Origin of the sequence: Moorena sp. SIO4A1, from assembly GCF_010672065.1 — a bacterium.
GTDB lineage: Bacteria > Cyanobacteriota > Cyanobacteriia > Cyanobacteriales > Coleofasciculaceae > Moorena.
Genome location: NZ_JAAHHX010000009.1, coordinates 73,677 through 88,393 on the forward strand (window position 1 = coordinate 73,677; position 14,717 = coordinate 88,393).

Annotated in this window: 12 protein-coding genes; 6 read left to right on the forward strand and 6 right to left on the reverse strand. The window is 43.9% G+C overall.

Annotated features, from left to right (window positions below):
• Positions 1 to 159 precede the first annotated feature (159 nt).
• Together F6K53_RS09665 and F6K53_RS09670 are read left to right on the forward strand one after the other, a co-directional pair.
• Entirely contained in the window at positions 160 to 1,170 is a 1,011-nt protein-coding gene (locus F6K53_RS09665) for an MATE family efflux transporter (RefSeq protein ID WP_293080461.1), read from the forward strand.
• Positions 1,125 to 4,370, forward strand: a complete 3,246-nt coding sequence (locus F6K53_RS09670; RefSeq protein WP_293080464.1) for a CHAT domain-containing tetratricopeptide repeat protein — start codon at positions 1,125 to 1,127, stop codon at positions 4,368 to 4,370. The genes F6K53_RS09665 and F6K53_RS09670 overlap by 46 nt, the downstream gene beginning before the upstream one ends.
• On the opposite strand, the gene F6K53_RS09675 is transcribed toward F6K53_RS09670, so the two are convergent.
• Both F6K53_RS09675 and F6K53_RS09680 read right to left on the reverse strand, forming a co-directional pair.
• Complete coding sequence (locus F6K53_RS09675) at positions 4,316 to 4,522, reverse strand: hypothetical protein (protein ID WP_293074009.1); 207 nt, start codon at positions 4,520 to 4,522, stop codon at positions 4,316 to 4,318. The two genes, F6K53_RS09670 and F6K53_RS09675, sit on opposite strands and share 55 nt — an antisense overlap.
• A 150-nt stretch (positions 4,523 to 4,672) precedes the next feature.
• Entirely contained in the window at positions 4,673 to 4,879 is a 207-nt protein-coding gene (locus F6K53_RS09680) for a hypothetical protein (protein ID WP_293039436.1), read from the reverse strand.
• A 493-nt stretch (positions 4,880 to 5,372) separates the two neighbouring features.
• Here F6K53_RS09680 and proX point away from each other — a divergent pair, with 493 nt between their 5' ends.
• From proX to F6K53_RS09700, 4 genes are all read left to right on the forward strand, one after another.
• A complete protein-coding gene (gene proX / locus F6K53_RS09685; protein WP_293071202.1) occupies positions 5,373 to 7,505 on the forward strand; it encodes a glycine betaine/L-proline ABC transporter substrate-binding protein ProX in 2,133 nt (710 codons plus the stop codon).
• Between the two features lie 302 nt (positions 7,506 to 7,807).
• Positions 7,808 to 8,401: a class I SAM-dependent methyltransferase gene (locus F6K53_RS09690; protein WP_293071204.1), complete on the forward strand. Its 594-nt coding sequence runs from the start codon at positions 7,808 to 7,810 to the stop codon at positions 8,399 to 8,401.
• 312 nt (positions 8,402 to 8,713) lie between these two features.
• Positions 8,714 to 9,226, forward strand: a complete 513-nt coding sequence (locus F6K53_RS09695) for a GNAT family N-acyltransferase (RefSeq protein WP_293025587.1) — start codon at positions 8,714 to 8,716, stop codon at positions 9,224 to 9,226.
• Between the two features lie 150 nt (positions 9,227 to 9,376).
• Entirely contained in the window at positions 9,377 to 9,853 is a 477-nt protein-coding gene (locus F6K53_RS09700; protein WP_075901334.1) for a helix-turn-helix domain-containing protein, read from the forward strand.
• Positions 9,854 to 9,999: 146 nt separating this feature from the next.
• Here the strand turns inward: F6K53_RS09700 and F6K53_RS09705 are convergent, their stop codons facing one another.
• The 4 genes from F6K53_RS09705 to F6K53_RS09720 form a co-directional block, all read right to left on the reverse strand.
• Positions 10,000 to 11,118, reverse strand: coding sequence for a hypothetical protein (locus F6K53_RS09705; RefSeq protein WP_293080466.1), 1,119 nt, complete (start codon positions 11,116 to 11,118; stop codon positions 10,000 to 10,002).
• A gap of 5 nt (positions 11,119 to 11,123) precedes the next feature.
• Positions 11,124 to 12,083 (reverse strand): iron-containing redox enzyme family protein, encoded by a 960-nt coding sequence (locus F6K53_RS09710; RefSeq protein ID WP_293080468.1) that lies wholly within the window; start codon positions 12,081 to 12,083, stop codon positions 11,124 to 11,126.
• A gap of 578 nt (positions 12,084 to 12,661) precedes the next feature.
• Positions 12,662 to 13,021 carry a hypothetical protein gene (locus tag F6K53_RS09715; protein ID WP_293071211.1) on the reverse strand — a complete coding sequence of 120 codons (360 nt, stop codon included), beginning with the start codon at positions 13,019 to 13,021 and terminating at the stop codon, positions 12,662 to 12,664.
• Between the two features lie 212 nt (positions 13,022 to 13,233).
• Positions 13,234 to 13,590 carry a hypothetical protein gene (locus F6K53_RS09720; protein WP_293025579.1) on the reverse strand — a complete coding sequence of 119 codons (357 nt, stop codon included), beginning with the start codon at positions 13,588 to 13,590 and terminating at the stop codon, positions 13,234 to 13,236.
• Positions 13,591 to 14,717: the final 1,127 nt, after the last annotated feature.

A 14,717-nucleotide genomic window follows, 5' to 3' on the forward strand; every position in this document is an offset into this window, starting at 1 on the left:
AGCTATCAGAAACACTATAGATGAGGCGAAACGATTTACTTAACTGACCTGTTTTAACCCATTAATCCTCTTTATCCTCTTGCCTTGTCTATAGATAAATCCTCAAAACCAATTAAATTTAGTAAAATTTTATTAAGTTTAATTAAGCTATGCCCTACCATGAAGCAAAACCTGATTGAAGGGAAGGTGAGCTCCCAGCTAACCCGACTAACGATACCGATGATTTGGGGAGTGTTTGCAGTTATTGCTTTCAACCTGATTGACACCTATTTTGTCGGACAACTGGGAACCAAACCCCTAGCAGCTATGAGTTTCACCTTTCCCGTGGTGATGACTTTAGGTAGTCTAGCGATGGGGTTAGGGGTGGGAGCATCCTCTGTGATTGCCCGTGCCATTGGAGAAGGGGATCTCCAGAAAGTGCGGCGACTGACAACAGATAGTCTAACCCTGTCTCTGCTAGTAGTAGCACTGTTCACGTTCCTGGGATTAGCAACTATCGATCCCCTATTCACGGCCTTAGGAGCTGATGCCGATTTGCTACCACTGATTCGTAGTTACATGCAGATTTGGTATTGGGGAATGATTTGTCTGGTTATCCCGATGGTGGGTAACAATGCTATCCGCGCTTCCGGCAATACTGCTATTCCCAGCGTGATAATGACGGTTGCTGCATTCGTCAATATTGCCCTCGATCCAGTATTAATCATCGGACTGGGAGGATTTCCTCGATTAGAACTGGCAGGGGCAGCGATCGCAACAGTAATTTCCCGCGCCACCACCCTAGTTGTAGCCTTGTGGTTTCTCAACAATCGGCTGCAGATGCTTTGCTTCAACCTGCCCAAGCTGAGAGTAATTTTAGAATCCTGGAAAAAAATTCTCTATGTGGGTTTGCCTGCTGCTGGAACCAGCATGGTATTTCCCATATCTATTGGTGTGATCACTGGGTTGCTAGCTGGTTACGGAACTATCGCAGTCGCAGGTTTTGGCATTGCCTCACGAGTAGAATCCTTTAGCCAGATTGTCCTAATTGCAATCTCTGCCAGCATTGGACCGTTTGTAGGGCAAAACTGGGGGGCGAAAAAATACCTCCGTGTCCATCAAGCCTTGCGTCTAAGTTTCCTATTTTGCTTATTNAACCAAAACGGCCAACAATTTGGGCAACAGCTCTAGTTAGTTTGATCTCAGTAGGACTAATTACGCCCCAGCCCACAGTGGGAGAAACTACTATTGCCCAACAACAGGAATCAGCACAAGAACAACTCGCCAAAGCTAAGCAACTGAATCAGCAAGTTATTGATCTTAATGAGCAAGGGAAATATTCGGAAGCGATTCCCCTCGCCCAGGAAGCTTTGATAATTCGACAGCAAGTGCTTGGGGAAGAACACGCAGATGTGGCAGAAAGCCTCAATAATCTGGGGTTACTCTACAAATCAATGGGGAGATACCAACAGGCTGAACCCTTGTATACCGAAGCCTTGGAGATGACGAGACGGTTGCTGGGGAACCAACACCCAGATGTGGCATTAAGCCTGAATAATCTGGCGACACTCTACTATTCCATGGGAAGGTACCAACAGGCGGAACCCTTGTTAACCGAAGCCTTGGAGATGAGGAGACGGTTGCTGGGCAAGGAACACCCTGATGTGGCAACCAGCCTCAATAATCTGGCGGGACTCTACGAATCCATGGGAAGGTACTCAGAAGCCGAACCCTTGTTAACCCAAGCCTTGGAGATGATGAGAAGGTTGCTGGGCAACGAACACCCTTCTGTGGCAACTAGCCTCAATAATCTGGCTTTCCTCTACCAATCCATGGGAAGGTACCAACAGGCGGAACCCTTGTATACCCAATCCTTGGAGATGTGGAGACGGTTATTGGGTAAAGAACACCCAGATGTGGCAACTAGCCTGAATAATCTGGCTTTACTCTACCAATTAATGGGAAGGTACGAGCAGGCGGAACCCTTGTTAACCCAAGCTTTGGAGATGTGGAGAAGGTTACTGGGTAAAGAACACCCATCTGTGGCAAGCAGCCTTAATAATCTGGCTTTACTCTACCAATTAATGGGAAGGTACCAACAGGCGGAACCCTTGTATACCCAATCCTTGGAGATGTATAGACGGTTGCTGGGGCAGGAACACCCCTCTGTGGCAAAAAGCCTCAATAATCTGGCGGCACTCTACCAATCCATGGGAAGGTACCAACAGGCGGAACCCTTGTTAACCCAAGCCTTGGAGATGTGGAAACGGTTATTGGGTAAAGAACACCCAGATGTGGCATTAAGCCTAAATAATCTGGCTTTACTCTACCAATTAATGGGAAGATACCAACAGGCGGAACCCTTGTATACCCAAGCTTTGGAGATGTGGAGACGGTTACTGGGTAAAGAACACCCATTAGTGGCAAAAAGTCTCAATAATCTGGCGGCACTCTACCAATTAATGGGAAGGTACCAACAGGCGGAACCCTTGTTAACCCAAGCCTTGGAGATGTATAGACCTTTGCTGGGGGAGGAACACCCAGATGTGGCATTAAGCCTCAACAATCTGGCTTTACTCTACCAATCAATGGGAAGGTACCAACAGGCGGAACCCTTGTTAACCCAAGCTTTGGAGATGAACAGACGGTTGCTGGGGAACCAACACCCAGATGTGGCATTAAACCTCAATAATTTAGCTGTTTTACATCACAGTCAAGGAAACATTCCGCAAGCTCTGGAGTTTCTTGAAGCAGGATTAAATATCCAAGAACTCAATCTAGAACGTAATCTCGTTTCTGGTGCTGAAAAGCAAAAACGAGACTACATGAAAACTATTTCTGGGACAAGAGATAGAGCTATTTCTCTACACCTAAATTCAGCTCCTGATGATGAAAAAGCAGCTCGTCTAGCGTTAACAACTATACTTCGTCGCAAAGGTCGTTTACTGGATTTCTTGACCCATAGTCAGCAACTGTTGCGTAAACGCTTAGATTTCCAAAGCCAAAAATTACTAGACCGACTAAACAATACTCGCACCCAACTCGCTAACCTCACCTACAACCGACCGGATAAGCTTTCCCTTGAAGAATATCGTAATCAACTCAATGAATTAACTAATCAGGAACAGGAACTAGTCGCAAAAATTAGTCGGCGCAGTCGTGAATTTGCCCAAATCAATCAACCAGTCACCATCGAAACCATTCAACAACTCATTCCATTGGATACGGCACTGGTAGAATTTGTAGAGTACAAACCCTTCAATCCCCAAAAGAGTAGCTGGGGTAATCCCCGTTATGCCGCCTATGTACTCCGTTCTCAAGGCGCACCCCAAGGCATTGATTTAGGGGAAGTAGATGCTTTGAAACCTCTGTGGGAGATACTTGAATTATCCCTTCAAGACCGAAAAACTCGCATCCCTCAGTTAAAACAAGCAGCCCGCAATCTGGATCAGAAGCTGATGGCGAAAGTCCGTGCTTTGTTGGGAAATAGCCGCAGGATTTTACTGTCTCCAGACGGCTACCTCAACCTCATCCCTTTTGAAGCTTTAGTAGATCAAGACAACCGGTATTTAGTAGAAAGCTATGGTTTTACCTATCTCACCTCCGGTAGGGATTTACTGAGATTATCCAATCCTAATCGCAAGCTCACCCAACCAGTACTTTTGGGAGCACCAGATTTTGATAATTCGGCTCAAACTACTGCCCTTGGGGAGGAAAACCAGATAGTAGCAACCCGCAGTTTACGTGACTTTAATCCTTCAGAGTTGAGCTTATCCCCTTTACCGGGTACTCTTGAGGAAGTAAACGCGATCGCAAAGATGCTGGGTGTGGAGCCGTTGTTGGGTGCTCACGCTAATGAAGCAGCATTGAAACAGGTTACTCGTCCCAGAATACTACATATCGCTACCCATGGTTTCTTCCAAAACAGACCTGAAAAGGAAGAGTTGACTAATGGGGATAATGCCTTACTTTGGTCATGGTTAGCATTAGCAGGAATTAAGAACAACAAGCCAGACAATGATTTAGAAGATGGCATCTTCACAGCCTTAGAAGCAACCGGATTAAATTTATCAGGTACAAAGCTAGTGGTGTTATCAGCCTGTGATACAGGTTTAGGCAATATCAGTGCTGGCGAAGGAATATATGGATTGCGTCGAGCGTTGGTAATTGCCGGGTCAGAAAGCCAAGTCATTAGTTTGTGGAACGTGAATGATGAGGCTACGAAGTATCTAATGGTGTCTTATTATCAAGGATTGAAGGATAACCAAGGGCGTTCTGAAGCTTTGCGAAGGGTTCAGTTACAAATGCTAGGAAGTCCACAGTATCAGCATCCCATTTATTGGGCGAGTTTTATTCCTTCTGGGAATTGGCGCTCTATGGTTGAGGAGTAGGGAATCGGGAGTCGGGAGTCGGGAGTCGGGAGTCGGGAATAGGGAGTAGGGAGTAGGGAGTAGGGAGTAGGGAGTAGGGCATGTTGGTGGAATAGGCATCTTAGTGGAACGGGCATGTTGGTGGAACGGGCATCTTGCCCGTATCCTGCCACAACCTGACAACCAAATAACCTTCAACCAAATAACCTTCAACCAAATAACCTTCAACCAAATAACCTTCAACCTTCAACCTTCAACCAAATAACCTTCAACCAAATAACCTTCAACCTTCAATCTTCAACCTTCAACCTTACAACCTTCAACTATTCCCGCTCATCCCTAGATTCTTCACCTATAAGATCACCTAGATCAAAAATAATCACGAATTTAGCATCAGGCATAAGCCGTTTCAGAGCTTGCATATGCCCCTCAGCATCAGAGCGATTGCGGTAACGACCAACAACAATTCGTTGCATTTTGGGCAACAGGCGAACGATTGCCCACGGATGTAGGCGATTGGCATAAGTCATAATAAATCAGGTCCTTTTCATAAGGGATTTAAAGCCAGCCTTGTGACCGTCGAAAATCCTTAGGCTGGCTTTTGTCATGGAACATTGCTAGTGTTTGATGACGTGATTTTATTATAACATAAAAATAAACCTATATTATAACATATTTTTAGAATTTTTGTTAAAAATTTTTTAGGCAGCAGGGAATCGGGAATCGGGAATCGGGAATCGGGAATCGGGAATCGGGAATCGGGAGTCGGGAGTCGGGAAGAACGGGAAATGGGGAGAATTATCCCAGCTGCGATGAATGCTTACAAGATTTAATCAACTAAATCAGAATTATTGTTAATACAAAAAACTGTAATTATTGTATTGACGCAGTCGTTGCTTGAGTAAAAAATCAATAATATATATAAATTAATTAATAATGAGTGAATTGATTAAGCAGTTGTGTATTTAAAATGTCTATTATTAAAATTAACTAAAAAAAGTTAACCTAGTCACATTTTGCCTATTGCCTATTGCCTATTGCCTATTGCCTATTGCCTATTGCCTTGCTAAAAAACATGTTCCATGGGTTTTAGCTTACCCATTACCAACCCCTGACCAAATAAATGCTCCCCGACATGATACTATTAATAAAAATACTGGTATTGTTGTGTTGAAATCCTTGACTCTATCTGTTTTTGCGATCGCTACGAGCCAAGGAGGTCTAGATATTCTACTGAACCCCTTTGAGCTTTATACCTTACCCCTCCAGCAGTGGATTACTGCAGCAGTGAATTTCCTGGTTGACAATTTTCGTCCTTTCTTTCAAGGGATTAGTCTACCGATTAGCGTCACCCTTGAGAGTATAGAATGGCTGTTGCTATCGATTCCTCCATTAATTTTACTGATTCTGATTGCCTTGATAGCATGGCAACTGGCTGGTGGAAGAATTGCCATTTATAGCGTTGCTGCGTTGAGCTTGATAGGCTTTTGCGGAGCCTGGAACCAAGCCATGGTATCTCTTTCCCTAGTGGTGACTGCTGTAGTGTTTTGCATGGTGGTGGGCATTACCGTTGGTATTGCCTGTGCCAGTAGCGATCGCATTGAGAAAGTGCTGCGACCCCTGCTCGATGCCATGCAAACCCTACCGTCATTCGTCTATCTTGTCCCAGTAGTGATGTTGTTTGGGATTGGTGCAGTGCCTGGAGTAATGGCAACCTGTGTCTTTGCCATACCGCCGCTGATTCGCTTGACTAACCTCGGGATTCGGCAAGTGTCCACAGAAGTTGTCGAAGCTGCGATCGCATTTGGCTCAACCCCGACACAAATGTTATTCGAAGTCCAAATCCCCCTAGCCATGCCAACCATTCTGGCTGGAGTCAACCAAGCCATCCTCTTAGCCTTATCCATGTCAGTGGTCACCTCCATGATTGGTGTAGGAGGACTTGGACAGATGGTATTGCAAGGACTAGGTCGGGTGAATGTGGGATTAGCTGCTGTCGGAGGATTGAGCATCGTTCTAATCGCAGTCATGCTGGATCGGATCACTCAGATAGTCAGTCAAGGCAACAACCAAATCCCTTGGTTGGAACGAGGACCAATTGGTTTGGTGCGCTCTTCGACAGGTCAACAACTGGCTTGGGCTACTGTTGCAGGAACCGTTTTATTGGCACTCCTGGGTTTTATCACTTGGCAACAACCCTCCCAGGTAACCACAGACTCTAATCTAGCCATGCCTGGTAAAGGGGTGAGCGTACAATCGGTCTATAGCAGCTTGCAAGAAGAACAATTCCAAACCGAAATTGTAAACATCGGTCTGGAAAAGCTTGGTTACACCATCAAAGAGCCAAAACAAATTGAATACGTCACCGCGCACCTGGCTTTAGGCAACGGCGACCTAGATTACACTGCTGTCCATTGGGACATAGGTCATAGACCCTTTTTTGAACAAAGTGGTGGTGATCAGAAGTTAGAACGACTCGGAGTAATCACGTCTAACCTGTTGCAAGGTTATCAGATTGATAAAAAAACTGCTGATAAATACAACATCACTAGCCTTGAGCAACTCAAAGACCCAAAAATCGCTAAACTCTTTGACTCAGATGGTGATGGTAAAGCCAATTTGATTGGCTGTAATTCCGGTTGGTTTTGTGAAATTATGATTGAGCATCATCTTAAAGCTTACGGACTCGAAGACACCGTTGAGCAAGACCAAGGAACCTACTCCGCCTTAATTGTAGATGCCATTACTCGCTACAACCAAGGACAACCAATCCTCTACTACACCTGGACTCCCATGTGGATGGCAGCAGTGTTAAAACCAGATCAAGATGTAGTCTGGCTAGAAGTTCCCTTCACTGATCTACCAGAATCACAGAAAGACTTGACCGCAAAAGATACCTCGATAGATGGTAAAAATCTGGGATTTGCCATCGATCGGATCCGAATCGTAGCTAATAAGAAATTTGTATCTGCTAACCCAGCCGCCAAACGCTTGTTTGAATTGATTCATATTCCCGTTGAGGATATCAATGCCCAAAATGAATTACTCAATAAGGGTGAAGATAGCTCAAAAGATATCCGTCGCCATGCCGAAGAATGGATTGAAAACCATCAAGACCTGTTTGATAGCTGGGTCGAAGACGCTAGAAACGCTTAGAGCGATTAATATCAATCAAGTAAAGATCGGTCTTGTGGCAAGCTCGAACTAGCCATCGGGACTATCAAGAAGGCAAGGCGAGTCCGCAAGACCTGGCACAGCAATGAGCCGTTGTGTCGGGTTTTTTGTAGATTATTGCGAGACAATAACCATTTTACTGTAAAATAAGACCGGTAATTTTGGCTAAGTGCTGACTCTAAATAGAAGTCGGAACTTTGATCCATGCTTATCCGTAGAGATTAACCCTCAAGCAGATAACATACAAAATTTTCCGTTGTTCATTCGTTCAATTTCTAGACAAAATGGTCAATCAATATACAGAGATTACCAAATATTACGATTTGTGGGTGACATCTGGTTACTACGACTATCAGAGCCTAGCTAAGGAAGCCCACTCGATAGTGGGTGATGGTCGTCAGGTTCTAGAGTTGGGTGTAGGAACAGGACTACTGGCTCAAAAGTACATCGAACTCGATCCAACCTGCGAGTTTACGGGAATTGACTTTACCGCATCCATGCTTGAAATTGCCAAACAACGGTTGGTAAATCAGGTTAAATTGATTGAAGCTGATGCGGTAACAATGGACTTAAACGCCAAGTTCGATGTAGCGATATCCAATGGAGGAGTTTGGGGAATTCTTGATAGGGGGGATCAAGCTCAATGGCAATTTGGGGGTCACGTTCCCGGTCTTGAAGCCAATCGTCAAGGGTTAGCAAATGTAGGTCGCCACTTAAAAGAAGGGGGATTATTATTGCTACACCTGCAAAAACCCCATGATGACTTTGACAAATCCCTGGGTGAAGGGATTGTTTATTCCCAGTGTATTGAAGAAGGGGAAGATACCCCAAACTATTATACCTTTGAAAAAAGGTATTTCTTTAAGAAAGATGGATAAATTGTAGCTCAAGAACAAATCACAATTACCGTTTTTAAACCGGAAACTACTCGTCAAATGTTAACAGAATCGGGATTTTATTTTCAAGGCACGAACAATGGCGATCGCTTTGCAATTTACAAAAAGCGGTAATATTCAATGACGGTTTAGAAAACGAAAATTAAGCGTCTCAGCCCTCTGGTGGCTCATTTTCAACTACTCACGATGACCAAATTCCGTTAACAGTGAGTCAGTCCTATTTTCCTGGGCTTTATCGAGGGAAATTGGTTAAAAATTTCCCAGTTTTAACAGACTAGAACAAAAAGACTATCAATGACCATTTCCATTCAGCAGGTTAGCATCTCTGAGGAATTAGACCTTTGCCATCAAATGCAGGTCTCCATCTTTCACCAGGAGTTAGAGTTGTTCGGGATGCAGATACCTGATGACTACGATCCTGTCTCAGTTTATATACAAATTGTTGATTCCAACGCTGTTGTAGGAACCTACCGAATTGTCTTCCCTAACAACTCTCTTGGACTACCGATAGAGGAAAGTGGGTTTGACCTCAAGCAGTTTGATCAAAAAAAGGTCTGTGAAATGTCACGTCTGGTCGTCCTCAAAGAAAAGCGAGGAAAAATCCCCTTTAATCAGATTATCTCTTCTGCTGTTAAGGTCGCAAAAGAGCATAATGCCTCGATTATGCTGGTTGCGCTTCTACCTCATAATCTTCCGCTGTTTAAAAGGTATGGCTTCTCACAGGTGGGACCACCACTCTATGATCCCTCTGTTAAGTCTACCTACACCAAAGACCCGAGCATCATCCCCATGCAAATCCATATTTAATTAGTCAGAATAATGTCGAAAACTTCAATTTAGATTCCCCTTGAGCTGAGGTGGGTTTGTAAATAAATATTAACAATAATTTACAAACACCACCTCAGCTAACTTTTTGCCTTATAATAGTGATATCGGAAGAGTAAAGGAAGTCCACTGATGAACAAGTCCGTTTGTACTACTGAAGCCGCCTCTCTCTTAGGTATTTCTTCTCGACGTTTGCGCCAACTCCTCAATGATGGTCGCGTCCGGGGTGCTTATAAAAGCGGAAAATTCTGGATTATTCCTCTGTTCAACAATCTGCCCCAAATCATTGAAAAGAAGCGTGGACCAAAGGGCAAATGGCGTACTACTCGTCCTCCTGCTCTGGCCAAGATCAATGTCAACCGCAATCGCATTGGCAGCAACAATCACAAAAGTCCAGAAGAGCGTCAGCCAGTGATTTCAGTAAAACGAAGCGGCGACAATCTATACGGCAATCAAGTAGAAATCCTCGGTCCTTGTCGGATTGTCTATCAGCCAGATAATCCATTGCGTTGTGGCGCTCGTCTGTGGATTGACCTACGGTCACGCTACGCGAACGAAACCTTCAGTGATATCCATTTCATTGGTGGCAGTTTTCCTGCTACTGCCTAATGCTCACTACCAAAATTAGACCTCTTGCAAAAGTATTTTTCTAATACTGTTTGCGTCAATTATTGTCCACTGTTCCCTGTTCCCTGTTCCCTGTTCCCTGTTCCCGACAACTGCCGCGAAGTCTATTAAATCAGATAGGGATCCGTTTAGGAATTGTGATAATTTTTGTTCCCTGTTCCCTGTTCCCTGTTCCCTGTTCCCTGTTCCCTGTTCCCTGTTCCCTTTGCTATACTGAACAGGAGCAAAAGGATAGTTCCGACTAATCCCAGATGGGACGGTAAGATAAAAAACGCGCTATTAGAAAAAATAATTAAATTAACACCAATCGATATCGGAATAGAAGTGCTCAGTAATCCTAGAGCAAATTCCGTATCAAATGTCGGGTGAGTACGCCGATATTGCTCTTGGTCGAGCATATTAATCTGGGAAGCATACAACAACGGCCACAAACTCAATCCGCTTTGGGGTAAAACTACAGCTAGTAACGTTTCTGCCAATGTATCTGGTTTAAACAAAATCAGTACTCCTGCACTAAACCAGAATCCTGCTGCTGAGCGGACGAGTAAAATTAGTAAAATTTCCCGTAATTTCAAGGTTTTAGGCTTCAGAGAAATCCCTACAAAAAACAGAATCAGGGGAGTAGTGCAAGCCGCTAACCGTTGCAGGGCCTGCAAAACTATTTCTGGGATAAGTGTGTTACCTAGATTTAATGCTCCTATCAACAAACCCAGTAACAACGCCAAATTTGCTGGTTCTTGGATCAGAGTCAGTCCAATAGTTTTGAATTTGCTGAAATTGATGTGGGAAGTATCAACACTGCGTTGGTGTAGATAGATCGCTAAAGCATAAAGACCGATTAGCACAAAACATTTATTCCCCACATCTACCAACCCGGCTAGAGCTAGTCCTTGCTCACCTAAAAATTCCTGAGTAAACGGATAAACTGTTAAACCAGGAGCTAAAGAGGCAAACATCAATATCAACGAGCGGGCTTTGGCTTTTTCTTTGCTAGGAATTACCAAACCTGTTAATAACCATCCAATTCCTAACAAGAAGAGATTGATAGCAAGTCCGAATGCCGGTAGCGACAGTAAACCTTGACCGATATCAATTTTGATCGTGGATAGGAATAGAGCGGCAGGAAGTAAAGCATTGATAATTAACGTTTTAATAGCACCAACTGCTACAGGTTTTTGAAATTTCCCTCTCAGGGCATAACCAACAGCAATGAAAAGCACCAGCGGGATGACTTTATCAATCGCCAAAGTCCTCAACCTCGACCGGATTCAACAGTTTCTTGACGCAGCAGTACCAATTCTCGATGCAAATCGTCGTAAAATCCCTGACGAGCTCTTACTGCCATTGCCACCCCTTGCCTAACTTGCCAAAGGGTTTGGGGACAATTAGCGATCTGCTCAATCACATCTAAGATTTCCTCAGCATGGTCTTGATCACAGTCGCAGTGAACGGCAAAGAATTCTTGTCCTTTCGTGGAAATACCCAGTTTTTTCAGACCTGCTAAAATCAGTTGGTTTTCATAGGGTAGGATAGATTCCGTGAAAGCCAGTATCCCCAATCCAAAGGCAGCGGGGTATTGGAAGCAAGCAGTGGTGTAGATTTGCAGGAAGCGTTGGGTTCCTGGTAATAATTCTTGTGATGACTTTGGTAGAGGTATCGACTCACCTGGTGCGATCGCGTAGCGTGACAGTAGGTCCATCGCTGATAATTCTTCAAATAACTGCTGCCACATTTGAGGATGGGGTTTGCTATGACCAGATTTCCCCGATAATCCATGTTCTTCATACAGATTCTTTAATAAAGGGATTCGGGTTTGGGGTGTAGGTAGCTTAGAAGCAACAGCAGTCAGCCAATTGGGGAAGCACCAACTAATCAGATAACGCTGCTTGAGCCAAGTTTCTAGATTACGACTGACGCCAGTTTCCCTGATTAAACCGGGTAATCGGGGATGATCAGCCACTAAGACTCCTAATTTTTGATCAGTAGTGGCTAAATCCTTTAGGTGAGTGTGCCTTAACGGTCGATTTTGGAAACTCAGCAACCAGGGATGCTGGAGTAGAGCATGATTTCGGGCATAATCGGGAATTTGCTGGGGAGATCCCAGACTTTGGATGGTAGCGATGGAAAAGCTGTTGGGTGATTCGGCTTGGGTGGGTCTATCTAACTGCTGCCAGACCTGTAGAGTCCGCATATATTCTAGAAAGTCTTGCATGACCTAAGTTCACTAGTAGTAATAGTGTTTTTACAGTTTTCTACAATGAAAGCTTAGGCCCAACAGGAAGAAGTTAGCAGATCAAGGAGCAGTGGGCAGATTTCATGACGGTCAAGTCAGATCAACGGTTTTACTATACCGATAAAGCACGGATAAATATGGCGTTGCTGATTCTTGGAAAGAATGCGCAAACGTCTGATTTAGGTCAAGCCCCCGTGGGTCCCCCAACTTTGGGGGACTTTCAAAGTCTTGTTCCCCCCAAAATTGGGGGGCTAGGGGGGCAAAACGATACCCAGCCCCCCTACCCATGGATTGTGTGCGTAAGTCCTGAAATAAAGGAATTAAAAGCACACTGGTTTACAGCGATGACTTAACCATGCAGCATTCTGTTTCCCCTGTTTGCCTTGTCCTTCTTATGGTTCCCTTTTTTCCTACCTACCTAGTCAATATCTCTGACAGACTTACGCACAATTGCTTAGCAGCTTGTAGGGTGGGCAAAAACACCTTGGTGGTTTGGAGTAGTCTAGATCATCTAAATTTTGCCCACCACTGCCCACAAGTTCCTTACTAGAGCAATCCTAATTCATACCTTGCGGATTTATCCGTTGCTGGTGGGCAGTGCTTACATTGACGCTAGGCTTGCGGTACAGTACTTGCTGATGCACTGCCCACACTACATCTGCGCTTTTCTTACCTTGCGGATTTATCCGTTGCTGGTGGGCAGTGCTTACATTGACGCTAGGCTTGCGGTACAGTACTTGCTGATGCACTGCCCACCCTACATCTGCGCTTTTCTTACCTTGCTGATTTATCTGTTGCTGGTGGGCAGTGCTTACATTGACGCTAGGCTTGCGGTACAGTACTTGCTGATGCACTGCCCACCCTAAATCTACAACCACCCGTTCATCTACAGCGCACTCATAAGAACGAATTACCACCTCTGATTAAGGTTCAATTTTCGATTTCCGTCTCTTAATACATCTTGGTGGCACTCACGATACTTGATAAAATCTCATCTTCAGGGGATGTTTTCAGTCGCTGATCTACAACAAAGCCCTTTGGCATACCGTCTGGTTGGCTAATAAGATCATTCATGCTGGGATTGGTCCAATGTGTGATTAATGGTGCCCCGTTGGGACACCGCTGAGAACTACCGTCGCGGATGTGAAACCGATTTATATGATACTTCACCCTGCTCATCCGTTAGGCTTATTGTCATGACTTCCCCTAGGGTGTAGAATTCTTTTTCTTCAGTGACATCCTTATACTGTTCTGTGTTGTAATTATACGTGATCGCATAAGTTGCTTTTCCTTTTGGGGTCACATAAAGCGAATTGGGATGCATCCATCCTGAGTGTACGATTAATTTTTCTCCTTGTTTTAATGTCCCCTCACAACTCGGGGTGTTTGCTTTACATTCTTGGACGCTAGATGCGTTGGCAGGGGTGGCATACAGAATCATCGCAAACAACACTACCATCATGAACTGCACTAGTTTTTTGGCCATTTCTCTTTTTTCCTCTCTTTTTTTGTCTGTGCATTTAAACACAATATCATCATCTGACCGCAATATTCATAAAGGGAAATTTTTTGCGTGGCATTTTCGGGGTCTGGTTTTGCCCCTCTTGCCCCACAATAATGGGTGAAAAAAACTCTCCTATTCATCCTAAATTGGGTACTTTTTGGGGCAATAAGTTACTTAATACTCGCTTTCTTTCCTTAATTCCGCAACCCCTAATTATTATGGGATTTAGATTGAAGCTGACATTCCTTGTTGACCAGGGTAAACGCATCTAATTTTTTCAATCCTATATTTAGATAGTGTTTTTTAAATTAACTAAACACTATCTGTTGAAAAGCCATTGTCAATAAGCACAATAATGCCTGGTTTATTGAGAACCCCCCCAGGTTTATTGACAAGATGCGTAAACCGCTGACCTTCATACTTTAGCCATTGCTTTATTTGGTCTTCACCGTAACATCTGCTTTGACATCACTTTGCTTGATAATTTGGAGCGGTTTTACCTCTGTCCCGTATTCAAGTCTGAGGGGCTGACCATACTCTATCTCATACTCCTCCTGCTGTTTTTCACCTAACTCGCTGATCGCTATCTTCTATTTTTCGTGTTCCCACTTTCCCTCACTCACCTCTATAGATATTCCTTGTTTCCTTGGTGGGATAATTGTTAATCCGAACGGGGTCAGTTTTTTATTACATTCACTTTGCTTGCGTAGGTCGCAAGTTATATCATTGTACATGTCCGCTTGGGCAGGCAAAGCTATTCCACTTATCGTTACCACCACTACCATGAGGGTAATTACCAGGTAAGATATATATTTTATCATTCCTTTCTGATTCTCTCTTTAGTACTTCGTTTTCAACCATACCACGTACAATCTTTTTATTTCTTTTTATTTCTTTTTTTTATAATTTTTTCCGGTATTTTGTACTTACATCTCCGGCAAACCCTTTTACTCCAATTTGCACTACCACCCATACTAGGGAGCAGGGCTATTTCATTCTAAATTAAAATATTTTATGCATTGATAAGGATACGTCATTTCAGCCTTCGATAATTCAGGTATGGGATGCCTAAAAGCCTCTAAACTCGTTACTTAGATCCAGAATGAAAC